The sequence below is a fragment of the Sulfuricella sp. T08 genome (assembly GCF_000971475.1).
Classification (GTDB): Bacteria; Pseudomonadota; Gammaproteobacteria; order Burkholderiales; family Sulfuricellaceae; genus Sulfuricella.
In genome coordinates this window covers 83539-107015 of the sequence record NZ_DF967548.1, presented here as the reverse complement: position 1 = coordinate 107015, position 23477 = coordinate 83539, and the positions used below count along the sequence as shown (strand labels likewise).

Sequence of the window (23477 nt, the reverse complement as noted above, 5' to 3'; positions counted from 1 at the left end):
TTTACTCGTTGGTGACGGCTTCGATTTCTTCCAGCGTTGTCAGTCCGGCTTTTACCTTGAGCAGGCCGGATTGACGCAAATCACGAACACCTTCGCGCTTTGCCTGGTCGGCGATGTCATGCGCGGTGCCATTTTTCATGATGATGCGGCTCATTTCGTCACTGATCGGCATTACCTGGTAAATGCCGACGCGCCCCTTGTAGCCGGTACCCTTGCAGATATCGCAGCCGATATGGCCATAAGGCTGCCAGCTGCCGTCGAGGTTTTCTTCGGTATAGCCTGCACGCAATAGCGCCTCCCTGGGAATGTTGATGGGCTGTTTGCACTTGCACAGACGCCGCGCCAGGCGCTGTGCGGTAATCAGGATTACCGCGGAGGCGATGTTGAAAGGGGCGACTCCCATGTTCATCAGGCGGGTCAAGGTGCCGGGGGCATCGTTGGTGTGCAGGGTGGACAGAACCATGTGGCCGGTTTGCGCCGCCTTGATAGAGATGTCCGCCGTTTCCAGGTCGCGGATCTCGCCCACCATGATGACATCCGGGTCTTGACGCAGGAAAGACTTGAGTGCTGCAGCGAAGGTCAGTCCTGCCTTGTCGTTGACGTTGACCTGGTTGACGCCGGGAAGGTTGATCTCGGCAGGGTCTTCCGCGGTGGAGATGTTAACGCCTGGTTCGTTCAGGATATTCAGGCAGGTATAAAGCGATACGGTTTTTCCGCTACCAGTCGGTCCGGTTACCAGCACCATGCCATAGGGACGGCGGACGGCGTTGAGCAGCAACTCTTTTTGGTCCGGCTCATAGCCCAGTGCATCAACGCCCAGCGTGGCGCTGGTCGGGTCAAGAATCCTCATCACGATTTTCTCGCCGTACAGAGTAGGCAGAGTGCTGACGCGGAAATCGATGGCGCGGTTCTTGGACAGCACCAGCTTCATGCGACCGTCCTGGGGCACCCGTTTCTCTGAAATGTCGAGCTTGGAAATCACTTTGATGCGGGACGAGAGCTTTTCCTTGATCGCCAGGGGCGGTTGCGCTACTTCAGAGAGTATGCCGTCGAGGCGGTAGCGGATGCGGTAGTATTTTTCGTAGGGTTCAAAATGGATATCTGAAACGCCGGCATTGATTGCGTCCAGCAGGATTTTCTGGAGGAAACGGACGACTGGCGCGTCATCAACCTCGGCGCTGGCGCCCTCATCTTTTTGCGCCAGCGCTTCCTCGTCGGTAAATTCGAGGTTGATGTCTTCGCCAGCTAGATTCTGTAGTGTAGTGTCGGTAGCTTCGGCAATTTTTTCTATCAGCTTGCCGAGTTTGTCGTCCTCTACCACCACCGGTTCAACCGTGAGGCTGGTTTTGAAACGCACATCGTCCAGGGCGCGCAAGTTGGCTGGATCGGAGGTGGCGATAAACAGGCGATTACCGCGCTTTTGCAGGGCTAGAACGCGCCGGCTTCTGATCAGCTTGGCATCGAGCACATCATTGGGCAGGTGATCCACATCGATGGCAGCCAAGTCCAGCAGGGGAAAACCGAATGTCCGCGCAGCAAATTCTGCAACTTCCAGGGAACTCATTTTTTTGCTTTGCACCAACTGGGCAACAAAGCCAGTCTCATCGGCGCCGGCCTGGGACTGAATGGCTTCGGCATCGGCCTCCAGCAGGCGTCCGCTTTGTACCAGTGCGTTGGCCAGTCCGCTAAGCTTGCTCGAAGTTGTTGCTGCTGCCATCTGGGATTGTCCGCCTAGGGATTAAAAACAGCCCAATAATGCACTTGGCAAGTTTTTTTGTAAAGACGGCGAAGTCTATTCCGAGGAGGATAAGAGTGGGAAAATACGCACGACTTTGACAATGCGATCCTGAGTCTGGACGATTTCCAGTGTAAGTCCGTTGATTTTGAAGCTGGTGTCGGCTTCCGGGATATCCTCGAAATGTTCGAGAATCAGGCCGTTCAGGGTTTTAGGGCCATCCAGCGGTAAATTGAGTTTGAGCTTGCGGTTCAGGTCACGCAGAGAGCAGCCGCCATCGACCAGCCAACTACCGTCGTCCTGCGGGTAAATGCCGCCGTGGGCAGTAGGTCGTGAGGCGAATTCGCCGACGATTTCTTCCAGAATGTCTTCCAGGCTCACCAATCCGAGCAGTTCGCCATACTCGTCCACCACCAGTCCGATATGGTGGCGATTTTCCTGGAAGTGTTGCAGTTGGGAAAAAAGCGAAGTTCCGGCGGGGATGAAATAAGGTTCACGCACGATTTCCCGCAGCAACTCAGTGTTGATTTCGTTGTTGCGAACCTGGTGCAGGACATGGCGGATATGGATCACGCCGACGATATTGTCCAGCCTGCCTCGGTACACCGGCAGCCTCGTGTGGTGGCTGGTAGCGAGCTGTTCCCGGATCATTTCCTCGGGCGCGTCAAGGTCGATCGCCTCGATCTGGTTGCGCGGAATCATGACATCGTCCACGTTGACGTTTTCCAGCTCGAACAGGTTGAGGAAAATGCTCTGGTGCTTGGGCGGAATGTAATGGCCTGCTTCCAGCACCAGCGTGCGCAGTTCCTCCATGTTGAGGGCGGTTGCCGTGGCGGGAGGTTTCAGGCGTAGCAGCCAGAGCAGGGAACGAACGAACAGATTGATGAACCATATCACCGGGTAAAACAACTTGAGCAGCGGCGTGAGAACATAGCTGGAGGGAATCGCGATGCGTTCTGGATAGGCTGCTCCGAGTACCTTGGGGGTGACTTCGCTAAACACCAGGATCAGGAAAGTGACGGCAAGTGTACCCAACGTTAACGACCACTCGTTGTCGCCAAACAGCCTGATAGTGATGACCGTGACCAGTGCGGCGGCGGCGGCGTTGAGGAGGTTGTTGCCAAGCAGGATTACGCCGAGCAGCTTGTCGGTTTTTTCGAGCAGATGGGCAGTAAGCTTTGCACCGCGGTGGCCGTGTTTGACCAGATGCTTCAAGCGGTAGCGGTTGAGCGCCATCATGCTGGTTTCGGCGATGGCAAAGAATCCGGAAACGATCAGAATCAGTGCCAGCACAGCCAGCAGAACGCTTAACGGGATGTCATCCATTTTTCGAGGTGATGAGTTAGGGGGTAGAAGTGAGGGGTGAGGAGTGAGGAGTAAAGTCAAAAACGCCACCGAGCCTGGTTTTACTCCTCACCCCTAACCCCTTACTCCTCGCTTCATTCATTTTCAGCGTTGCAGGATTACTTCCAGCACGAACTTGCTGCCGAGATAAGCCAGCAGCAGCATAGAAAATCCTGCGAGCGTCCAGAGGATGGCGGTGCGACCACGCCAGCCGTAAATTTGCCGTCCTCCCAGCAGGGCTGCGTAAATACCCCAGGAAAGCAGTGCGAACAGCGATTTGTGGTTGAACTGCAGGGGTTTGTGGAAGAGTTCCTCGGAGAACATCACGCCGCTCAGGATAGACAGGGTGAGCAGTATGAATCCCACGGTGATGATGCGAAACAGCAACGCCTCCATTGCCAGCAAGGGTGGCAATTTACCCTGGATGCGTGACAGGGCGTGGCCGTGAAGACGGCGTTCCACCAGTGCCATCAGCACCGCGTGCACTGCCGCGATAGTGAACAGGCTGTAGGCGAGCAGTGAAATCAGCAAGTGAACCTTGAAAAGCGGTAGCTCGGTATGGGCGATGGTATGCGCTTCCGGAAAAATCAGCGGCAATAGCAGGCAGATCGCAGCGCCGGGCAATACCAGGGTTTGCAGGCCTTCCATGTTGTAATGGAAGCTGGCGAGCCAGTAGACCAGTACGGTGAGCCAGGAGATTGCCGATACAGTATTGCCGATGCCGAGATTCAGGCCCGCGCCGGGAAGTAGGGAGGGATAAAGCAGTGCGCCATGCAGCGCGAGTGGCACCAGTATGGCAAGCCGCCCGGCCATTGAGGCTTCGGCAGCGTGGTGTGCCCTTTCTGGGCCGGCGGGGCGCCAGACCGAGCGCCAGAAAAGCAGGCCGAGCGCGCTGTAAAGCAGAAAGGCGAGGAAATGGAGTGAACCGCTCATTGTGTTGTAAACTTGTCGGCGTTATTGTTTCTCTAAACACAAGTCTACACTATCCGCATTCGGATTAACATTCAGCAGGACAATTTGCCGCCATGTTCGACAATCTCACCAATCGCCTTTCCGGTGTAATAAAAACTCTGCGCGGCCAGGCCCGCCTGACCGAAGCCAATATCCAGGACGCCCTGCGCGAGGTGCGCATGGCACTGCTCGAGGCTGACGTTGCCTTGCCGGTGGTGAAGGATTTCATTGCCCACGTCAAGGAGCGTGCACAGGGCCAGGAGGTACTCGCCAGTCTGACACCGGGTCAGGCCGTGATAGGTATCGTTCATCAGGAAATGGCCAGACTGATGGGTGGCCAGAACGCCGCGCTCAATTTCACTACGCTGCCACCCGCGGTGATACTGATGGCAGGCCTCCAGGGTGCAGGTAAAACCACCACCTCGGCCAAGCTGGCCAAATACCTGCGTGAGCAGATGAAGAAAAAGGTGTTGCTGGCAAGTTGCGACGTTTACCGTCCGGCGGCTATGGAACAGTTGCGTGCCTTGGCGCAGCAGATCGAGACGGATTATTTTCCTGCCGAGGCGGGGCAGAGCCCGGAGCAGATCGCGCTGGCGGCACGGGATTACGCCGACAAGCATTTCCACGATGTCCTGATCATAGACACTGCGGGCCGTCTGGCGATAGACGAAGCCATGATGGCCGAAATCCAGCGCCTGCATGAAGTCCTCAAGCCGATAGAGACCTTATTTGTGGTCGACGCCATGCAGGGGCAGGATGCGGTTAATACCGCCAAGGCCTTCAGTGAAGCGTTACCGCTGACTGGCGTGGTGCTCACCAAGCTCGACGGCGATGCACGCGGTGGTGCAGCGCTGTCGGTGCGCCAGGTCACCGGCAAGCCGATCAAGTTCGCTGGCGTAGGTGAAAAAGTAGGTGGTCTCGAAGCCTTCCATCCGGAGCGGATGGCTTCTCGCATCCTCGGCATGGGCGACGTGTTGTCCCTGATTGAAGAAGCCCATCGCGGCGTCGACCAGGAAGAAGCGGTCAAACTGGCAAAGAAAATCAAGTCCGGCAAGAGCTTCGATCTCGAGGATTTCAAGGCGCAGCTGCAACAAATGAAAAAAATGGGCGGTGTCGCCGCCCTGATGGACAAGTTGCCGGCACAGATGGGACAGGCAGCGGCGGGTATGGCGGACGACAAGTCGATCAATCGGATCGAGGGCATCATCAACTCGATGACACCGGGAGAGCGCCGCAATCCGGCACTTCTCAAGGCTTCGCGCAAGCGCCGCATCGCTGCCGGCGCCGGGGTGCAGGTACAGGAAGTGAACCGGTTGTTGAACCAGTTCGAGCAAACCCAGAAAATGATGAAGATGGTCGCCAAGGGCGGCATGGCGAAGATGATGAGGGGCATGAAGGGCATGCTGCCCGGCATGTGATGAATATCTTTCTTGCGTTTATTCCAAAACTTAGCGTAAAATGGCCGGCTTTTTAGACCGAATTTTTTAAGGGTGACATTTAATTATGGTTGTGATTCGACTTGCCCGTGGTGGTGCCAAGAAGCGCCCGTTTTTCAACGTAGTCGTGGCTGATTCCCGCAATCGCCGTGACGGCCGATTCATCGAGCGCGTAGGTTTCTATAACCCGGTTGCGCGTGAAGGTCAGGAGGCTGTGCGCCTCGATAGCGAGCGCATCAGCTACTGGCAGGGACACGGTGCGTTGCTGTCTGACGCTGTGGCCAAACTCGTCAAGCGTGCCGCAGCTTAAGAATCTGGTGGTAATGGGGCGCATCGCCGCCCCCTTTGGCATCCTCGGTTGGGTCAAGGTACAGCCGTTTACCGAAAAAATCGGTGGACTGCTGGATTTTCCTGTCTGGAATCTTGGGCGAGGCGAGCAGTGGCGCGAAGTCAAGGTTCTGGAGATGGAAGCCCACCACAAGACCTTGGTTGCCAGGCTGGATGGGTGTAATGACCGCGATGCCGCGGCGGCGCTGAAGGGTCTTGAAGTCGCAGTGCCGCGTGAGGCGCTGCCGGAAGCGCCTGAAAATGAATATTACTGGTCCGATCTGATCGGGCTGGAAGTGGTGAATGTCCAGGGTGAAGTGCTGGGTAAGGTGGCGGAACTCCTGGAAACCGGGGCGAACGACGTGCTGGTGGTAGAGGGCGAGCGCGAAAGACTGCTGCCGTTTACTGCCCAGGTCATCCTCAAAGTCGACTTGGCGGCGGGACGGATCGACGTGGACTGGGGCGCGGATTATTGAATTTCGACGTCATCACCTTGTTCCCGCCGATGTTCGACGCACTTGCCAAACACGGCATCACGCGGCGCGCGCTGGAGCAGGAGCGTTTCCAGTTGCAGTTGTGGAATCCGCGCGATTTCACCGAGGACAACTATCGTACGGTAGATGATCGCCCCTACGGAGGTGGGCCAGGCATGGTGATGCTGGCCGAGCCACTGGGAAAGGCGATTCTGGCTGCGAAAGAGCGGCAGAAGCAGGCCGGTGTGGCAAACCCGAGGGTGATACATCTTTCTCCCCAAGGCAAGGTGCTAACCCACCAGCGTGTGATGGAACTGACCCAGGAGCCAGGTTTGGTGCTGCTGGCGAGTCGTTATGAAGGTGTGGACGAGCGCTTGTTGCACCATCAGGTGGATGAAGAAATCTCGATCGGCGACTACGTGCTGTCCGGCGGGGAACTGGCGGCGATGGTGCTGATCGACGCCGTCGTCAGGCAGTTGCCGGGCGTACTCGGCGATGCCGAATCGGCAGTACAGGATTCATTCGTGGATGGGCTGCTGGATTGTCCCCACTATACCCGCCCCGAGGTTTATCAGGGCGAGACGGTGCCGGAAGTTTTGATGTCCGGTCACCATGCAGAAATTCAACGCTGGCGGTTGAAGCAGGCGTTGGGCAGAACCTGGCTGAGGCGGCCGGACTTATTGGCCGCCCGTCAGTTGACAAAAGAGGAATCCGGGCTGCTGGCTGCATTCAAAGCAGAAAACCAGCAGGAACAGGAATCCAATAAATAACGAAGCAAGGAGTTTTAAATGGATATTATCAAGCAGCTGGAACAGGAAGAAATCGCCCGCCTGGGCAAAACCATCCCCGATTTCGCGCCAGGCGACACGGTGATCGTCGGCGTTAACGTCGTGGAAGGTACCCGCAAGCGGGTTCAGGTTTTTGAAGGTGTGGTGATTGCCAAGCGCAACAGGGGGCTCAACTCCGCCTTTATCGTCCGTAAAATTTCCAATGGCGAAGGCGTGGAGCGTACTTTCCAGACCCACTCCCCGCTGATTGCCAGCATCGAAGTGAAGCGTCGCGGAGATGTGCGCCGCGCCAAGCTGTACTACCTGCGCGATCGCTCCGGCAAATCTGCACGTATCAAGGAAAAGCTGGTCGCCCGTACTCAGACGGCGAAGCCGGCACAGTAAACCTGTACGCTGTAGTCCAAGGCCACGAAGGCATTGCCATCGTGGCCTTTGTTGTTTTGATCGGCTAGAATGATGCTATGCATTATCTGGTTCTGATGTACCCGCTTTTTTCCCCGTTCACAAGCGCCGTCTGCGGCGCTGTTGCGAGGTGATGGCTTACCAGGCGAGATTTCCTGCGCCTTTTGCGGTGCTCGGCATCATGACCGACGGCACGGCGCTGGCCGCCCTTGATTTTCTGCCGCCTGGAACGCCGGTTCTGGAGCCGCAGGACGCCATTTCCAGTCAGGTTTGCACGCAGTTGCAGGCTTACCTCGCCGATCCTCTCTTTAGCTTCGACTTGCCCCTCGCGTTGCATGGCACCGTGTTTCAGTCCAGGGTGTGGCAGGCGTTGCGGCAAATTCCCAGCGGCTCTACACAAAGCTACGGTGATTTGGCCAAGCAACTCCACTCCGCGCCGCGCGCGGTGGGGCAAGCCTGCGGCGCTAATCCCATTCCGGTGATCATCCCCTGCCACCGCGTGCTGGCGCGAGACGGTCTGGGCGGGTTCATGAACAGTACCGGCGGCGATCCGCTGGCGATCAAACGTTGGCTGTTACAGCATGAGCACAGACAGCCTGCTTGACGAATTCTGCGATGCGCTATGGCTGGAGGAAGGCCTGGCGCGCAACACCCTGGAGAGCTACCGGCGTGATTTGCAGCAGTTCGCCGTTTGGCTCCAGGGAACATGCAGCAAGAGCTTGCAGGAAGCGGGCCATGCCGAGCTGGAGGGTTTTTTGTCGCATCAGTACAACGTGGTGAAAACCCGTGCCAGTACGGCGAGTCGCGAGCTTTCCAGCTTTCGGCGGTTTTACCGCTACCTGCTGCGCCAAGGCCGGATAAGCGCCGACCCGACGCTCAATATCTCCTCGCCGAAACAGGTCAGGGCACTGCCAAAAAGCCTGACCGAAGCGGATGTGGAAGCTTTGTTGAATGCGCCTGATATTGGCGACGCGCTGGGATTGCGCGACAAAGCGATGCTGGAAACGCTTTATGCCACCGGCCTGCGGGTTTCCGAACTGGTGACGCTGAAGGTGGCCGAAGCGAGCCTGGATATGGGCGTGGTGCGCGTCATGGGTAAAGGTGGCAAGGAAAGACTGGTCCCTCTGGGCGAAGAGGCTGTCGGCTGGCTAAAGCACTATCTGGCCGAAGCACGCCCTCATCTGCTCAATGGTAAAGCCAGTGACGCTCTGTTTGTCACTGCCCGGCGCGGGGCAATGACGCGTCAGGCCTTCTGGTACTTGATCAAGCGCCGCGCCGTCCAGGGCGGGGTCGGGAAACCGTTGTCACCACATACCCTGCGCCATGCCTTCGCTACCCATCTGCTCAACCATGGTGCAGATTTGCGCGTGGTGCAGATGCTGCTCGGGCACGCCGATATTTCTACCACTCAAATCTACACTCATGTGGCACGGGAACGTCTGAAGCAGCTGCATGCAAGCCATCACCCACGCGGGTGATGGGATGTCAGGCCAAGGCTTTCCAGATCAGTGAGACGCTGCTGCTGATGAGCAGCACGCCGATGAGCTTGAGCATTTGCTGGCTGGAGATGCCGAGGTGGGCGCGGTGGCCGAGATACAGGCCAAGCGCCATGACCGGAAGGGCGGTGAGGATGGCGGTGAGCATTCCGTTCTGCAGCAGCAGGCCGGTAGCGAGGAAAGAAATGATGCGCAGTCCGCCCTCGAAGGTGAACAGGCCGGAGAAGGTGGCGCGCAGTTCGGCTTTGTCTTTCAGGCGGTGGGACAGATAGATGATGTAGGGCGGACCGCCCGTGCCGAACAGTGCGCCTACGGTGCCGCCGGTGAGTCCCGTCGGTATGGCCCACCAGCGTGAGATGGTGGCTTCGCCGTGGATGTTGAGCAGGTTGCGCACGCCGAAGATCAGCACGAAAATTCCCAGTCCGATCAGCAGCGGCTCGCGCGGCGTGTGGATGAGCAGCGTCACTCCCAGGATCACGCCGATCGCGCCGAAGGGCAGCAAGGGTTTTAGTTCGTTCCAGTTGATATGCTTGCGGGTTTTGCCGCCGAGCGCAATGGAAGCCGAAAAATCCAGCACCAGCACCAACGGCACGACGAATTGGAGAGGCAGGAAGTGCGCCAGGAGGGGTACCGCAATCAGTCCGGAGCCGAAACCCGTGATGCCGCGGATGAAGTAGGCGAGAAGGAGGATCAGCAGTGCGACCGCTAATGCTTCTAGGCTGATGGTCGTTCCCCGCGCTCAATCACGATTCCCAGCCGCTTGACACCGCGCAGCATGCCCAGTTTGGCGACAGAGACTTTGACCCAGGGTGCGCCGAATTCGGTGCGGATCAGGGCGGCAATATGCTCCGCCAGGGCTTCTACCAGGGAAAAGTGCTGTGCGGCCGCAGTTTGACGGATGCGAGCCATCACCGCACCGTAGTCGATGGTGTCGGCGATACTGTCGGTTTCGCCGGCACGGCTGTGCGGCAGGCCGATGTCGATGTCGATGCGAATAGTCTGCGGGACTTTGCGCTCCCACTCATAGATGCCGATGACGATGTCGAGCTTGATTTCTTCCAGGAAAACGATGTCCATCGGGTGTTAGGGCGGGCAATTTGCCGTAAAATCTAAAAGTGGCCATTTTAAGTGATTTGATATGAATACGGTAATTTTCATCCTCGCCGCTTACCTGATTGGTTCGGTTTCCTTTGCTGTACTTACCAGCAAAGTGTTCGGCCTGCCCGATCCGCGCACTTTCGGCTCGAAAAATCCGGGTGCGACCAATGTCTTGCGCACCGGCAAAAAGCTGGCCGCCGCAGTGACCTTGCTGGGCGATGGCGCCAAGGGCTGGCTGGCGGTTTTTCTGGCGTTGCGCCTGGCACCCGTTTATGGCCTGAACGAGACGGTCGTCGCCGCATCGGCCATAGCGGTGTTCCTCGGCCATGCCTACCCGGTTTTTTTTGGCTTCCACGGCGGCAAGGGCGTTGCCACGGTGCTGGGCATCCTGCTGGCGCTTAATCCCTGGCTGGGCCTCGCTGCCTTGGCAACCTGGCTGCTGGCGACCTACATGTGGCGAATTTCTTCTTTGTCCGCCTTGATCGCGGCGGTGTTCACGCCGTTTTACGGCTGGTTGTGGTTGAAATCCGGTGTGCTGGTGGCGGCGGTGGCGGTGGTGTCGCTACTCCTGATCTGGCGGCACAAGAGTAATATCCAGAACCTGCTTTCCGGCAAGGAGCATGCGATTGGCAAGACTCAGCCCGGCGATGCGCCGCCACCGTAGGCTCTATACTTAAGATACTGGAGGTGTGGCTGTGGCCTGGTTCGAAAAGGAAATGGATTACGCACGGGAAAGCCTGGAACAGGTATCTCGCACGGCCATCGAGCAGGCCGCGGAGAAGTTGAATGTCGTTGTCCAGGATGGGGTGAAAGAGGCTAGCGGCGAACTGCGTGAGGCAGTGTTGAGCGCGAGCCGGGAAGTTGACCACAAGCTTGACAAGATTTCCGCTGAATTGCATAGCCAGCGCCAGTTCACCAAGGACGACGTGATCGAACTGGTGGACTACGCAGCAGAGAGGCTTGGCGCCACTGTTGATGCTCGTGTGGGCGTGATGAAGGCGGAAATCACCGCCTTGGTGCAGGACCGCGTCGAGTATCTGAAGCGCGAGGTAGACAACTTCTTCATTCAGCGCCAGCAGGATCTGGCACGCGAACGTCGGCGCTTGATCGCCAATATCCTGATCGCGGTGGTTGCTTCTGTGGTCATGGGGGGGCTTTCGCTGATGTATCACCGCGCCCTGCTTGGCGGCATGGACATGTACAGCTTGTTTCGCGTGGTCTTCCTGTCGCTTAGCGGCGGCTACGCCGTCTATCTGCTGGTCAAGCTGGTGTTGAAATACCGCAGCATGGCGGAACACAAGAAGGATCTGGTGTTCCTCGCCATGAAGTACTGGGGTGTGCTGCGGCCTGAAAGTGTGTTTGGCCACGTGCTGTTGATCCTGATCCTGATCGCGTTCTATGCGGTGCTGTTTTTTCCGCTGGAAGTGACTCAGATGATCGGCAATGAATCCCTGATCCGCTGGGTGAGCGGATTGCATGGAATCAAATAGTCGCCAGATCCCAGCGCGGCCGCACGTTGAATTTCCAGCTCTTGGCGGGAGAAAGCTTGAGCCTCATCGCGCCTGCAAAGGCAATCATGGCGCCGTTGTCGGTGCAGAATTCGAGCTTCGGATAAAACACTTCAAAGCCCCGGCGGGCGGAAAGCGCGGAGAGCTGTTCGCGCAACTGCCGGTTGGCGCCCACTCCGCCGGCTACCACCAGCCGGTCCAGGCCACTCTGGCTCAGCGCGGCCAGTGATTTGGCGGCGAGCACTTCGACGATGGCGTCCTGAAAGGCGCGGGCGATGTCATTCACGGTCTGGTCATCCAGCGTCTGTTGCCTGGCCAGGGTCAGCACCGCAGTCTTCAGGCCGCTGAAGCTGAAATTGAGGTCGCCGCTGTTGATCATGGGACGCGGCAGCTTGAAACGTCCCGGCACGCCCCGCTCGGCCCGCATGGACAGGGCCGGCCCACCCGGATAACCCAGTCCGAGCAGCTTGGCGGTCTTGTCGAAGGCTTCGCCGGCGGCATCGTCCAGGGTTTCCCCCAGGGTTTCGTAGGCGCCGATGCCGGAAACTTTCATCAGCTGGCTGTGGCCGCCGGAAACCAGCAGGGCGACGAACGGGAAGGCAGGCGGATTGGGTTCGAGCAATGGTGCGAGCAGGTGGCCTTCAAGATGGTGGATGCCGATAACCGGCACCTTGAGCGCGAATCCAAGCGCGGCGGCAATACTGGCACCGACCAGCAGCGCCCCGGCCAGTCCCGGCCCTTCGGTATAGGCGATGGCCCCGATATCGTCCAGGGTGCAGCCGGCTTGCTGCAGGGTTTGCCGGGTCAGCGGTAGTACACGCCGGATGTGATCACGCGAAGCGAGTTCCGGCACCACTCCGCCATATTCAGCGTGCATCGCCACCTGCGAGTGCAGTGCATGGGCGAGCAAGCCGCGTTCCGTATGGTACAGAGCAACGCCGGTTTCATCGCAGGAGGTTTCGATTCCGAGGACGAGCATAAGGCCGCCATCATAGCGGTTTTGCAGGCAACGGTAAATTTGGCTATGAAAAAGATTATTTAGCCGATATAATTATCGACTTGCTTCAAAACTCATTACTAAATTTAAGGTGATTTACTCATGCCGAGTGTACGTGTCAAGGAAAACGAGCCGTTCGATGTAGCTCTGCGCCGCTTCAAGCGCGCTGTGGAAAAAACCGGTCTGCTGACTGAACTTCGCGCCCGCGAATTTTACGAGAAGCCCACTGCCGAGCGCAAGCGCAAGATGGCTGCTGCCGTCAAGCGTCACTTCAAGCGCCTGCGCAGCCAGATGCTCCCCCCCAAGCTTTACTGAGCAATGAGTCTCAGGCTTCAAATCGCCGAGGATATGAAATCGGCGATGCGTGCCAAGGATGTGTCACGCCTAGCGGCGATCCGGCTGCTTATGGCCGCGATCAAGCAGCGCGAGGTGGACGAGCGCATCGAGCTCTCCGATGATCAGGTGATCGCGGCGATCGAGAAAATGCTCAAACAGCGGCGCGACTCCATTTCCCAGTTCGAATCCGCTGGACGACAGGACCTGGCTGACATCGAGAAGTTCGAGGTGTCGGTGCTGCAGGGTTATATGCCGCAGCCCCTGACGGACTCCGAGACCGAGGCGCTGGTTGTTGCCGCGATTGTTTCCTCCGGGGCGGCTGGCGTGAAGGACATGGGCAAGATCATGGCGATCGTCAAGCCGCAAATGGCCGGCCGTGCCGATATGGGCAAGGTGTCCGCCCTGATTAAAGCCAAGCTGGGCGACTAAGCGTTTCAACTCCACAGTTTCATCCGTCCGACCGCCGTTTCCGATTCCCGTATTCAGTAGTGGGCGGTGCTGTTTTGGTGTAATGCTTTAGCAGGGGGGCTCATGATTCCGCAGTCCTTCGTCCAGGATCTTCTCAATCGCCTGGATATCGTTGACGTGGTGGACCGTTACGTCCCGCTCAAAAAGGCGGGCGCGAACTATGTCGCATGCTGCCCGTTCCACAGCGAAAAATCCCCATCATTTTCGGTTAGTCCGACCAAGCAGTTTTACCATTGCTTCGGTTGCGGCGCGCACGGCAGCGCCATTGGGTTTGTCATGGAGCATCAGGGTCTGGGCTTCGTCGAAGCGGTGGGGGAGTTGGCCAGAAGCGCTGGCCTGACGGTGCCGAAAGAGGAATCCGGGCATTATGAGCGCAAGACAGAGGGTGATTTTGAGGCCCTGACCGAGGCTATGCAGCATGCGACCCATTATTACCGCGATGAGCTAAAGCGCTCAGAAGGGGCGATCGCATACCTGAAAAAGCGCGGTCTTTCCGGCGAAATCGCGGCGCGCTTCGGCATCGGTTATGCGCCGGGAGGCTGGCAAAACCTCGCCACAGTTTTTTCCGATTACCAGGCAAAATCGCTGGTGCAGGCGGGGCTGGTGATCGAGGGCGAAGGCAAGCGCTACGACCGTTTTCGCGACCGTATCATGTTTCCCATCATCAACCAGAAGGGTGCGGTGATCGGTTTCGGCGGGCGGGTGCTGGAAACGGGGGAACCCAAGTACCTTAATTCTCCGGAAACACCGCTGTTCGAGAAAGGTCGTGAGCTTTACGGCCTGTTCCAGGCGCGCCAGGCGATCCGGGCCGCCGGCAAAGTGATCGTGGTGGAAGGTTACATGGATGTGGTGGCGCTGGCGCAACACGGTGTCGAATATGCGGTGGCGACGCTGGGTACCGCGACCACGCCGGTGCATGTGCAAAAGTTGTTGCGGCAGACCGATAACGTGGTGTTCTGCTTCGACGGCGACACGGCGGGACGCAAGGCGGCGTGGCGTGCCCTGGAAAACAGCCTGGCGCTGGTGGGGGACGAAAAAAGCATCAAGTTCCTGTTTCTGCCCCAGGGCGAGGACCCCGACAGTTACATCCGTAAGGAAGGGAAGGCGGCATTCGAGGCGCAGTTAGAAAGTGCGATGCCAATGTCGGAGTTTCTCCTGCGTGAACTGGCCGCCGGGGTGGACATGCAAACCATGGAAGGACGGGCGCACTTTCTCAAACTGGCGCAGCCTTTGGTGCAGCAGGTGGCTGCACCGGCGCTACGCATGATGCTGCAGCAGCGTCTATCGGAATTGGCAGGTGTTACACGGAATGAACTAGAAGGACTGATTCCGGTCAAATCGACGGTAAAACCTGCTGCTACTCGATCCCGTCCTTCCCGCAAGCCGCCCTCGCTGGCCAGAAAGCTGCTTCAGTTGTTGCTTGTCCAGCCAGAACTGGGGGCAGACTTCGACCTGAGCCTGTTGGGTGAGGGTTCGGAGGAACTGAAGACCTTGTCGGCACTGCTTGGTCTCGTCGCCGCCAGCCATTCACAGTCAACGACGACGGTAGCCGTACTGGAGAGTTTTCGCGGTACGTCACATGAGGCTTTGTTGAGTGAGGTGTCGGGCGAGATTCTTCAGTGGGACGAGGAATTCGAAGTGGCAGAGGAATTTGCTGGCGCGCTGGAGCAGTTGAAAAAGTCGGGCCGTCAGCGGCGGATCGAATCGCTGCTTGCGCTCTCCCGTGTACAGGGGTTGTCTCCGGAAGAGAAGCAGGAGTTGCAGCGCCTGCTACAGGGTGGTTCCGCTCCGACAAATAGTGCCCAATCAACCCAAAAATAGTATATAATTTAGCACTTTTTTGCAACGAAATCCTTTGCTGGAACAGAATGTTATGGCGACAGAAAACGACAAAACCGAATCACGCATGAGCGACGTCGATGCGCGACGGATGCGCCTGAAGACCCTGATCGTACTGGGCAAGGAGCGTGGCTACCTGACCTACGCCGAGATAAATGACCACCTGCCGGATGACATGCTCGATGCCGAGCAGATCGAGGGCATCATCAGCATGATCGGCGACATGGGAATTTCCGTGTGCGACGAGGCGCCGGATGCGGAAACCCTGCTCATGTCTGATGCCGCGCCGACAGTGACCGACGAAGATGTCGTGGAAGAGGCCGAGGCGGCGCTATCTACCGTGGATTCCGATTTCGGCCGCACCACTGATCCGGTGCGCATGTACATGCGCGAGATGGGTTCGGTGGAACTGCTTACCCGTGAGGGCGAGATTGAAATCGCCAAGCGTATCGAGGATGGTCTGAAGCACATGGTGCAGGCGATTTCTGCCTGCCCGACCACGATCACCGAGATTCTTGCGCTGGTAGACAAGGTCGAGCGCGACGAAATGCGTGTGGACGAGCTGGTCGACGGCTTGATGAACGCAGATGGAGAGCTTGCCGAGGACGTGGCTGATTCTGCCGTGGAAGCGGAAGAAGAGGGCGAGGAGCTGACGGAAGAAGAGGAAGAAGAAGCCGGCGCCGCAGTGGCAGCGGCCAATCTGGCCCAGCTCAAGTCTGATGCGCTGGAGCGCTTCGCAGTGATCCGCAAGGCATTCGACAAGATGCAGCAGGCGTTGGCGAAGAACGGTCCCAAGACCAAGGGTTACAAGGAATGGCAGGAACAAGTCTCAACTGAGTTGCTGTCCATCCGTTTTTCCGCCAAGCAGGTGGAATTTCTGTGTGAAAGCCTGCGCTCCCTGGTGGAAGAAGTTCGCAGCCATGAGCGCGAGATCATGGAATTGTGCATAACCAAATCCGGCATGCCACGCCCGCATTTCATCAAGACTTATCCCGGTAACGAAAACAACCTGGACTGGGTGTTGACGGAAATCGCCACCAAGAAGCCCTACAGCGAGAAGCTGTCGCGTTTCCAGCATGCCATTGTCGACCAGCAGCAGCGTTTGCTGGATTTGCAGGAGCGGGTGCGGATACCCATCAAGGACCTCAAGGAAATCAATCGCCAGATGTCCACCGGCGAAGCCAAGGCGCGTCGCGCCAAGCGCGAAATGATCGAGGCCAACCTGCGCCTGGTGATCTCCATCGCCAAGAAATACACCAACCGCGGCCTGCAGTTCCTCGATCTGATTCAGGAAGGCAACATCGGCCTGATGAAGGCCGTGGACAAATTCGAATACCGCCGCGGCTACAAGTTCTCGACCTACGCCACCTGGTGGATCCGTCAGGCGATCACGCGTTCCATCGCCGACCAGGCGCGCACCATCCGCATCCCGGTGCACATGATCGAGACCATCAACAAGATGAACCGCATCTCGCGGCAGATCCTGCAGGAAACGGGGCAGGAACCTGACCCATCCGAGCTGGCTGAAAAAATGGAAATGCCTGAAGAGAAGATCCGCAAAATCCTCAAGATTTCCAAGGAGCCAATCTCCATGGAAACCCCGATCGGCGACGACGAGGATTCTCATCTGGGCGATTTTATCGAGGACTCAACAACCCTGGCTCCAGCCGACGCGGCGCTGTATGCATCCCTGCGCGAAGCCACCAAGGAAGTGCTGGAATCGCTCACGCCGCGCGAAGCCAAAGTGCTGCGCATGCGCTTCGGCATCGAGATGAATACCGACCATACCCTGGAGGAAGTCGGCAAGCAGTTCGATGTCACCCGCGAGCGTATCCGCCAGATCGAAGCTAAGGCTCTGCGCAAGTTGCGTCATCCGTCCCGCTCCGAGCGCCTGCGCAGCTTCCTGGATAACGAGGTCTGATCCAATGCTGGCGTAGCACAGAGTTATTGGGCCTGTAGCTCAGTTGGTTAGAGCAGAGGACTCATAATCCTTTGGTCCTCGGTTCAAGTCCGAGCGGGCCCACCATAAAAAACAATAGCTTAGGGATAATCCCCTAGGCTTTTTGTTTTTGGAACGTGACGAAAACCTCAACTCTACCCGGTTGTGTTTTTTCTTTTTAGCAAGGCTGACTGGCCGGCGGCGGGGAGTGGTATCGACCACAATATCTATGCGGGGCTTAATATATAAGCGCGCAATATTTCGAAGCGACGGAACCTGTTAGCCTTATTTTGCACGCCTTCTTGACTGAGACGACGGTATTCTTTAATGAGCTCCTCCCACTCTTTGTCGACATCCTTCTATTTATCTGTCCACGAAAACCATGTGCTCAACTTTTCACCAATTTTAGCTGGATCGAGAACATAGTTACCTTGTATCAGTGAAAAGAATACGGCGAAGGTGGTGTAAAGATGAGTCTTCCGTTTCAATGTTTCTAGTGATTCAGGATACAAGACCACCACCTTATTGATTTCATCCCTGCGATGCAGCGCCTAGGCAACGAAACGACAGCCACCCCGAAGGGCGGCTGCCTGATATCGCGTCAATCGGCATGAAATATCTACTTGTTAAAGCCCTCCGAGCCGTTTGGCAAACGAAACCGCATAGGCAGGGGAACGGAATTGGAGCACGGGGTCGTTAGTCGGGGCGATGCCGTCAGCCATGACCAACGGGTCGAAGTTGATGGGTTCGCACACGGCGCCTTTTTGTGGCATGGCGGTGTTGATAGCCAGCGTGCCGACCTTCACTTTTTTGCGCTCATCCGGCCAGGCCAGCGTGGGGTTGTCTTCGGAATCGCCGGCTTCGCCGATCGACACCACCATATCCCAGCGCACCTGGCCTTGCTTAACGCGGCTGATCAGCGCCTGTTCCAGGAAGTTGGGGCCAGCGGCTTTCAGCTCTTCATCAGACAGTCTCTTTTCTCCGTCCTGAGGCACAAATTGCCAGCGCACGAGCGTCGTCTTGTTTTTCTTGTTAATGAATTTGAAGGTATGGATGCCAAAGTAGGAGCTGTTGGCATAGCTTACGGGTGGATTGTTGTTCGCCAGAAACTGAGTCTGAGCAAGATTGTCCGGGTGGCTGGCCTTGAAGGCCTTCATCTTTTCCGGGTCGGGCTTGCCAGTAGCGGGGTCGGGCTGCTGGGCTAGCATCATGTCGAGGAAGGTCTGCGGTGAAGCGGCGCCGAAAACGGGCGTGTTGAGCATAGTAATGTGGTGTAGCTGGTTGCCTGGCAATTTGAATTCCAGCGCCATGCCGCGACCGCTTTTTGCCGTATCCGGCGCTTTCGGGTTGCCGCCGGAGAGCGAAAAGCGGGCGATGACCGGCACAGGCTTTCCGGAAAACAGGGCAGAGCGGGAATAGCGCGCGGCATCCTTGCTGCCGACGAATTCACCGACCGCACAGGTACCCTTGATGTGGTTGCGGCGTTCGCCCGGCGTTACGCCAAAGGCGCCTTCAATGGCAGTGACCACCTGGTCGGGCGCCACTTGGTTTTCCGCTGATATGGCCAGCGGGGTGCCGAGGGTTAGCAGGCCGGCGAGCGCGTACTGCGACAAAGTATTCTTCTGCATTTTGATTCCTTTTTGTTTGGGTTGAGGGTGTTATTTGTGTTCGATCTGGTCGTAAACCGCCGATGCGACGCGGGCCAGTTCGCCTTTGTCTATCCCGGCCGAGAGGGCGTAGCCGAACTTGCCATCGATCCAGTAGAAGACATTGACCGGGCCTTCCTGCGCGAAGCGGAAAGCGGTGTCGTGGTTGGCGGTGTTTTCGGTGGAGACGTAGAGGGTCAGCCGCTGACCCGTGGCGTCGTGGTACATGAACTGGGCGACGGGGCCGCTGTTGCCTGGCAGCAGGCGGCCGCCGATCAGTTCATAACCGAGCGCTCCCAATTTAGGAGGGTGCACTGGTGTGCCGAGACGTTTGGAAAGCCAGGCGACGAGCTGGTCTTCATGCTCGGCGCTGATTTCGACCGGACGGCGCACATCGGGACTGAACACCACGTGGGCCACCGCAGCCTGCCGGGGGAGAAGCGGCGCTCTGGCCATGCTCTCCGCCGGTTGGTACTGGCCGTGCGCCATCCAGCCGGCAACGCTGCTGAACACAGCAATGACGACACCGGCGGCAATGCGCTCCAGCGACCAGCGGGCCAAAAATGGCCTTGGGGGACGGTCGACCCCGGCTATGGGAGGTGGAGATGCCAGCGCGCGTAGATTTTCCGGCAACGGCTCGTCGAGTATCGGGTTGAATAAGGCCCTGAGAGCCTGCTTCTGGGCCTGATAGGCATGCACACGCTCGGCTTCTTCCGGGTGAGCGGCCAAGTAGTCCTCTACCTCTCCGTAGCGCGCTTCGGGCAGGGCGGCATCGACGTAAGCTTGCAGGTCGGCTTCGGTAATGGGAGGTTTACTCATCGCACAACTCTCAGCTTGACTGTCGGATGCCAGCCATCCATTACCATGCGTAGCCTTTCGCGCCCGCGTGACAAGCGGGACATGACAGTACCGACAGGGATGCCAAGCGTCGCGGCGATTTCTGCATAGGTCATTTCTTCCAGCGCGATCAGCAGCAGAACTTCGCGCTGTTCGTCCGGGAGCCCGCTCAGGGCGGATTCGATATCCCTCACTTCCAGCTTGTCGGCCTGGGTGGGACGCGTCGGCATCTCGAAATCATCCTCGTCGATGGAATGCGTGGGCAGCGTTGGGCGGCGCAATTGGTCGACCCGAAGGTTGTGCATAATACCGAACAGCCAGGCGCGCATGTCGCTACCGGCTCGCCACTGGGAGAGCCGGGACCAGGCCCGTTCGAGAGTGTCCTGCACCAGATCGTCGGCGGCCGCGCGATCACCGAGCATCACCCGCGCATAACGGCGCAGGCGGGGAATCTCGGCCAGGATCGCGCTGCTTTCCACTCTGCGACCTAGGGCTTGGCGACGTGCCAGACGTTGTTAAAGCCATCACCGGTCTTGTCGCCCGGCTTCTGGTCCTTGGCCCAGTAATATAGTGGCTTGCCCTTCAGCGCCCACTGTTTCTTGCCGTCATCGCGAGTGATGATGCTGTAATCGCCGCTGGCGCTAATGCCATCCATAGCGTACAGCGGCGGCCAGTTGGTGGCGCACGGGCCATTGCAAACGCTCTTGCCGCTGTCGGCGACATCCTTGTCGAAGGTGTAAAGCGTCATGCTGTTGTTGCCGATGAGTATGCCATTGGACACCATGGCAGGTGCGGCAGGTCGGATTTCATAAGCGGTGCAAGCCGCGAGAGTGGCGGATAAAATCAGGGCGAGCGCTAAATTATGTATTTTTATGATGATCTCCGTTGGTATTTGGGTCCTACACATGCATAAACGGGAACAAGCCTGTTTTTATTCCAACACTCGTAAAATAAGTTACTCTTGGTGACCTCGTCTTGGGAAATGGACCAGATCATATCAGTGCCACCTCCAATATATCTCGTAAGGAATTGATGGCCTACGCTTAACCGTTGATGGCGGCCAATGAGGTGGAAGCTGACAATCAACAGTCCAATTCCATCAGACTCCTAATGACTGTTCGTGGCACTTTTGCGACGAACGGCGACTGGATCGGTTCAGCAAATTCTGATGAAAACCCCTGCGATGAGTATCCATCCTGAAAGGTCGTATTGGCGCCAAGCAGGCATTAGCGAAAGGTGGTTCCTGACCCTTTCCGTTGAAAAATTCAATCGGGGCGGCAAGCGGGACAATATTTGAAAAAACTGATCTCTCAAAATTGCCTACAATTAACCATTGAATGTGGAAAGTGCCTGCTAAGCGGCGCTGGACCCCGATTTTTGCCAGTGGAGGGCGTGCGGTGGGGAAAATGTGAAACCTGACACACCACCCGATGCAGCCGAACTGCGCCGCCGCGCGGAAGAGCACCTGCAGAGCAAGGCGCCACCCGACTATGCTCTGCAATCAGCGCATGAAGTGCAGCGTCTCCTCGGCGAACTGCAGATCCATCAGGTTGAACTGGAGATGCAGAACGAGGAACTGAGAAACTCACGGGCAGAGGTGGGGGCGGGGTTGGCGCGCTACTCCGACTTCTACGACTTTGCCCCGATGGGCTTCGTCAGTCTGGAACGCAATGGAGCGATTATCCAGGTGAATCTCGCCGCTGCGCGCCTACTGAACAGGGAGCGCGCCCAGTTGGCCGGCGACCGATTCGAGTTGTTCGTGGCAATGGCAGATCGGCCCGTTTTCAACGCCTTTCTCCAGCAGGTCTCTGCTACCGGTACCAAGCAAACCTGCGAAGTGGCACTGGCGGAAAAAGGCCGACCGCCGCGGAACGTGCAGATCGAAGCCACGCTCGCCGCCGATGGACAGGAATGTCGCTGCGTGGTGATGGATATCACCGAGCGCAAGCAGGCGGAGGATAAGCTGAAGCTCGCCGCCAGCGTGTTCACCCACGCCAACGAGGGCATCATGATCACCGATGCCGACGGCAGCATCCTCGATGTCAATGACACCTTCCCCCGCATCACCGGCTACAGCCGCGAAGAAGCCTTGGGCCAGAACCCGCGCATGCTCAAATCCGACCGGCAAGGACCGGAATTCTACGCGGCGATGTGGCATGCCCTCACCGAACAGTGCCACTGGCACGGCGAAATCTGGAACCGGCACAAGGACGGCGAGGTGTACGCGGAACTACTCACCATCAGCGCCGTGCGCGATGCCACCGGGAAGACGCAGCACTATGTTGCCTTGTTCAGCGACATCACGCCGATGAAGGAACAACAGCGGCAGCTCGAACACATCGCCCACTACGATTCATTGACCGGCCTGCCCAACCGTGTGCTGCTCGCCGACCGCCTGCAGCACGCCATCGTCCAGAGCCAGCGGCGAGGCCAGTCGCTGGCCGTGGCCTATATCGATCTGGACGGCTTCAAGGCGGTGAACGACACCTATGGACATAATGTCGGTGACGAGTTGCTGATCGCCATCTCGCAACGCATGAAGGAGGCGCTGCGCGAGGGCGATACGCTGTCCCGCATCGGCGGCGATGAGTTCATCGCCGTACTGGTCGATCTGGAACAGCAGAAGGACTGTGAGCCGGTGCTCGCTCGCCTGTTGCAGGCCACCGCCGATCCGGCGACGGTGGGCGATGCTGTGCTGCAAGTATCCGCCAGCATCGGCGTGACGCTCTACCCGCAGGATGAGGCCGATGCTGACCTGTTGCTGCGCCATGCCGACCAGGCCATGTATGTCGCCAAGCAGGCGGGCAAGAACCGCTATCAGATGTTCGATGTGAATCAGGACGCGGCGGTGAAGACTCTGCGCGAGGGCCTGGAGCGCATCCGCCACGCCCTTGACCGGCAAGAATTCGTGCTGCATTACCAGCCCAAGGTAAACATGAAGACCGGCGAGGTAATCGGCGCCGAAGCCTTGATCCGCTGGAGGCACCCGGAGCGCGGTCTGCTTCAGCCCGCCGTCTTCCTGCCCATCATTGAGAACCTCCCAATCAGCGTGGAACTGGGTGAATGGGTGATCGAAACGGCGCTGACCCAGATGACCGAATGGCGTGCCGCAGGGCTGGACATCCCGGTCAGTGTGAACGTCGGAACCATGCAGTTACAGCAGGGCAACTTCGTGCCGCGCCTCGCCGCGCTGCTCGCCGCGCATCCCGATGTTCAGCCCAGTCGTCTGGAATTGGAAATCCGGGAAAGCAGCGCGCTGGAGGACATGGCGCAGGTGTCCGAAGTCATGCACGCCTGCCGCGCACTCGGCGTGCGCTTCGCGCTGGACGACTTCGGCACTGGCCATTCCCCGCTCACCAATCTCAAGTTCCTGCCGGCCAAACTGCTCAAGATCGACCAGAGCTTCGTGCGCGGCATGCTCGACGATCCGGATGACCTTGCCATGGTCGAGGTCTTGATAGGGTTGGCCACGGCCTTCGGGTTGGAGGTGATCGCCGAAGGCGTGGAAACGGGGCCCCACGGAGAACTGCTGATATCGCTGGGCTGCGAACTGGCGCAGGGCTACGGTATCGCCCGCCCGATGTCGGCGGTGGAACTACCCGGTTGGGTGGCGTCCTGGCATCCCAGGATGTCGCCTGGACGGTCTAGTGGAGGCGTAGCCCGAACCGCGATGATCTGAGGGTGTGTTCGCCGAGGTAAATCACCGGCACTGGCTGCGCGATGTTGAACCTACCTGGTCAGCGACCCGGATGCCCCGCCGCTGGATGCGCATGACTGTCACTTTGGCGCTGGGCCAGAAACGGGTCGAGTTTTGCACGCCCCGCGCGATGAACTGATTCATAATCCTTCGTTCCACG

25 protein-coding genes and 1 tRNA gene are annotated in these 23477 nt (G+C 58.1%); 15 read left to right on the top strand and 11 right to left on the bottom strand.

Features of this window, described 5'->3' with window-relative positions; translation table 11 throughout:
- Nucleotide 1 precedes the first annotated feature (1 nt).
- From pilB to SCT_RS12580, 3 genes are all read right to left on the bottom strand, one after another.
- On the bottom strand, nucleotides 2-1717 hold the full coding sequence (pilB, locus tag SCT_RS12590) for a type IV-A pilus assembly ATPase PilB (RefSeq protein WP_059423548.1): 1716 nt from the start codon (nucleotides 1715-1717) through the stop codon (nucleotides 2-4).
- Nucleotides 1718-1792: 75 nt separating this feature from the next.
- Entirely contained in the window at nucleotides 1793-3061 is a 1269-nt protein-coding gene (locus tag SCT_RS12585) for an HlyC/CorC family transporter (RefSeq protein ID WP_059423546.1), read from the bottom strand.
- Nucleotides 3062-3184: 123 nt separating this feature from the next.
- Nucleotides 3185-4012 carry an inner membrane protein YpjD gene (locus SCT_RS12580; RefSeq protein ID WP_059423545.1) on the bottom strand — a complete coding sequence of 276 codons (828 nt, stop codon included), beginning with the start codon at nucleotides 4010-4012 and terminating at the stop codon, nucleotides 3185-3187.
- Between the two features lie 92 nt (nucleotides 4013-4104).
- On the opposite strand from SCT_RS12580, the gene ffh reads away from it, so the two are divergent.
- The 7 genes from ffh (at nucleotide 4105) to xerD (ending at nucleotide 8934) form a co-directional block, all read left to right on the top strand.
- Nucleotides 4105-5448 carry a signal recognition particle protein gene (gene ffh / locus SCT_RS12575; RefSeq protein WP_059423543.1) on the top strand — a complete coding sequence of 448 codons (1344 nt, stop codon included), beginning with the start codon at nucleotides 4105-4107 and terminating at the stop codon, nucleotides 5446-5448.
- 85 nt (nucleotides 5449-5533) lie between these two features.
- On the top strand, nucleotides 5534-5776 hold the full coding sequence (rpsP, locus tag SCT_RS12570) for a 30S ribosomal protein S16 (protein ID WP_009205463.1): 243 nt from the start codon (nucleotides 5534-5536) through the stop codon (nucleotides 5774-5776).
- Between the two features lie 13 nt (nucleotides 5777-5789).
- The gene (gene rimM / locus SCT_RS12565) at nucleotides 5790-6269 is read left to right on the top strand and encodes a ribosome maturation factor RimM (protein ID WP_237759692.1); all 480 of its coding nucleotides are present in this window, start codon (nucleotides 5790-5792) and stop codon (nucleotides 6267-6269) included.
- On the top strand, nucleotides 6266-7036 hold the full coding sequence (gene trmD, locus SCT_RS12560; RefSeq protein WP_059423542.1) for a tRNA (guanosine(37)-N1)-methyltransferase TrmD: 771 nt from the start codon (nucleotides 6266-6268) through the stop codon (nucleotides 7034-7036). Before rimM ends, trmD begins: the two co-directional genes overlap by 4 nt.
- An 18-nt stretch (nucleotides 7037-7054) precedes the next feature.
- Nucleotides 7055-7438, top strand: coding sequence for a 50S ribosomal protein L19 (rplS, locus tag SCT_RS12555; RefSeq protein ID WP_059423539.1), 384 nt, complete (start codon nucleotides 7055-7057; stop codon nucleotides 7436-7438).
- Nucleotides 7439-7589: 151 nt separating this feature from the next.
- Nucleotides 7590-8060: a methylated-DNA--[protein]-cysteine S-methyltransferase gene (locus tag SCT_RS12550; protein ID WP_059423536.1), complete on the top strand. Its 471-nt coding sequence runs from the start codon at nucleotides 7590-7592 to the stop codon at nucleotides 8058-8060.
- Nucleotides 8038-8934, top strand: a complete 897-nt coding sequence (gene xerD / locus SCT_RS12545; RefSeq protein WP_059423534.1) for a site-specific tyrosine recombinase XerD — start codon at nucleotides 8038-8040, stop codon at nucleotides 8932-8934. Before SCT_RS12550 ends, xerD begins: the two co-directional genes overlap by 23 nt.
- A 7-nt stretch (nucleotides 8935-8941) precedes the next feature.
- On the opposite strand, the gene SCT_RS12540 is transcribed toward xerD, so the two are convergent.
- The gene (locus SCT_RS12540; protein ID WP_256381549.1) at nucleotides 8942-9643 is read right to left on the bottom strand and encodes a sulfite exporter TauE/SafE family protein; all 702 of its coding nucleotides are present in this window, start codon (nucleotides 9641-9643) and stop codon (nucleotides 8942-8944) included.
- Nucleotides 9644-9666: 23 nt separating this feature from the next.
- Nucleotides 9667-10029 (bottom strand): dihydroneopterin aldolase, encoded by a 363-nt coding sequence (locus tag SCT_RS12535; protein WP_059423530.1) that lies wholly within the window; start codon nucleotides 10027-10029, stop codon nucleotides 9667-9669.
- A gap of 61 nt (nucleotides 10030-10090) precedes the next feature.
- Here SCT_RS12535 and plsY point away from each other — a divergent pair, with 61 nt between their 5' ends.
- The gene (gene plsY, locus SCT_RS12530; RefSeq protein WP_059423528.1) at nucleotides 10091-10714 is read left to right on the top strand and encodes a glycerol-3-phosphate 1-O-acyltransferase PlsY; all 624 of its coding nucleotides are present in this window, start codon (nucleotides 10091-10093) and stop codon (nucleotides 10712-10714) included.
- Nucleotides 10715-10745: 31 nt separating this feature from the next.
- The gene (locus SCT_RS12525) at nucleotides 10746-11540 is read left to right on the top strand and encodes a hypothetical protein (protein ID WP_059423525.1); all 795 of its coding nucleotides are present in this window, start codon (nucleotides 10746-10748) and stop codon (nucleotides 11538-11540) included.
- Here SCT_RS12525 and tsaD read toward each other — a convergent pair.
- On the bottom strand, nucleotides 11533-12537 hold the full coding sequence (gene tsaD, locus SCT_RS12520; RefSeq protein WP_059423523.1) for a tRNA (adenosine(37)-N6)-threonylcarbamoyltransferase complex transferase subunit TsaD: 1005 nt from the start codon (nucleotides 12535-12537) through the stop codon (nucleotides 11533-11535). The genes SCT_RS12525 and tsaD overlap by 8 nt on opposite strands.
- Before the next feature lie 120 nt (nucleotides 12538-12657).
- Here tsaD and rpsU point away from each other — a divergent pair, with 120 nt between their 5' ends.
- The 5 genes from rpsU (at nucleotide 12658) to SCT_RS12495 (ending at nucleotide 17224) form a co-directional block, all read left to right on the top strand.
- Nucleotides 12658-12870 (top strand): 30S ribosomal protein S21, encoded by a 213-nt coding sequence (rpsU, locus tag SCT_RS12515; protein ID WP_009205451.1) that lies wholly within the window; start codon nucleotides 12658-12660, stop codon nucleotides 12868-12870.
- Nucleotides 12871-12873: 3 nt separating this feature from the next.
- Nucleotides 12874-13320 carry a GatB/YqeY domain-containing protein gene (locus SCT_RS12510; RefSeq protein ID WP_059423521.1) on the top strand — a complete coding sequence of 149 codons (447 nt, stop codon included), beginning with the start codon at nucleotides 12874-12876 and terminating at the stop codon, nucleotides 13318-13320.
- A 102-nt stretch (nucleotides 13321-13422) separates the two neighbouring features.
- Nucleotides 13423-15180 carry a DNA primase gene (gene dnaG, locus SCT_RS12505; protein WP_059423519.1) on the top strand — a complete coding sequence of 586 codons (1758 nt, stop codon included), beginning with the start codon at nucleotides 13423-13425 and terminating at the stop codon, nucleotides 15178-15180.
- Between the two features lie 52 nt (nucleotides 15181-15232).
- Nucleotides 15233-17119, top strand: coding sequence for an RNA polymerase sigma factor RpoD (gene rpoD, locus SCT_RS12500; RefSeq protein ID WP_059423516.1), 1887 nt, complete (start codon nucleotides 15233-15235; stop codon nucleotides 17117-17119).
- A gap of 28 nt (nucleotides 17120-17147) precedes the next feature.
- Nucleotides 17148-17224: transfer RNA gene (locus tag SCT_RS12495), tRNA-Ile, on the top strand.
- 539 nt (nucleotides 17225-17763) lie between these two features.
- On the opposite strand, the gene SCT_RS12490 is transcribed toward SCT_RS12495, so the two are convergent.
- The 4 genes from SCT_RS12490 to SCT_RS12475 are packed head-to-tail and all read right to left on the bottom strand — an operon-like array spanning nucleotide 17764 to nucleotide 20404.
- The gene (locus tag SCT_RS12490; RefSeq protein WP_088178663.1) at nucleotides 17764-18765 is read right to left on the bottom strand and encodes a catalase family peroxidase; all 1002 of its coding nucleotides are present in this window, start codon (nucleotides 18763-18765) and stop codon (nucleotides 17764-17766) included.
- A gap of 30 nt (nucleotides 18766-18795) precedes the next feature.
- Nucleotides 18796-19602 (bottom strand): anti-sigma factor, encoded by an 807-nt coding sequence (locus SCT_RS12485; protein ID WP_059423512.1) that lies wholly within the window; start codon nucleotides 19600-19602, stop codon nucleotides 18796-18798.
- The gene (locus SCT_RS12480) at nucleotides 19599-20099 is read right to left on the bottom strand and encodes an RNA polymerase sigma factor (RefSeq protein WP_082098336.1); all 501 of its coding nucleotides are present in this window, start codon (nucleotides 20097-20099) and stop codon (nucleotides 19599-19601) included. The genes SCT_RS12485 and SCT_RS12480 overlap by 4 nt, the downstream gene beginning before the upstream one ends.
- A gap of 8 nt (nucleotides 20100-20107) precedes the next feature.
- Nucleotides 20108-20404 (bottom strand): hypothetical protein, encoded by a 297-nt coding sequence (locus SCT_RS12475; RefSeq protein ID WP_202812157.1) that lies wholly within the window; start codon nucleotides 20402-20404, stop codon nucleotides 20108-20110.
- Between the two features lie 624 nt (nucleotides 20405-21028).
- On the opposite strand from SCT_RS12475, the gene SCT_RS12470 reads away from it, so the two are divergent.
- Complete coding sequence (locus SCT_RS12470) at nucleotides 21029-23299, top strand: bifunctional diguanylate cyclase/phosphodiesterase (RefSeq protein WP_059423508.1); 2271 nt, start codon at nucleotides 21029-21031, stop codon at nucleotides 23297-23299.
- 21 nt (nucleotides 23300-23320) lie between these two features.
- Here the strand turns inward: SCT_RS12470 and SCT_RS17335 are convergent, their stop codons facing one another.
- A complete protein-coding gene (locus tag SCT_RS17335; protein ID WP_159107907.1) occupies nucleotides 23321-23461 on the bottom strand; it encodes a hypothetical protein in 141 nt (46 codons plus the stop codon).
- Between the last annotated feature and the right edge of the window lie 16 nt (nucleotides 23462-23477).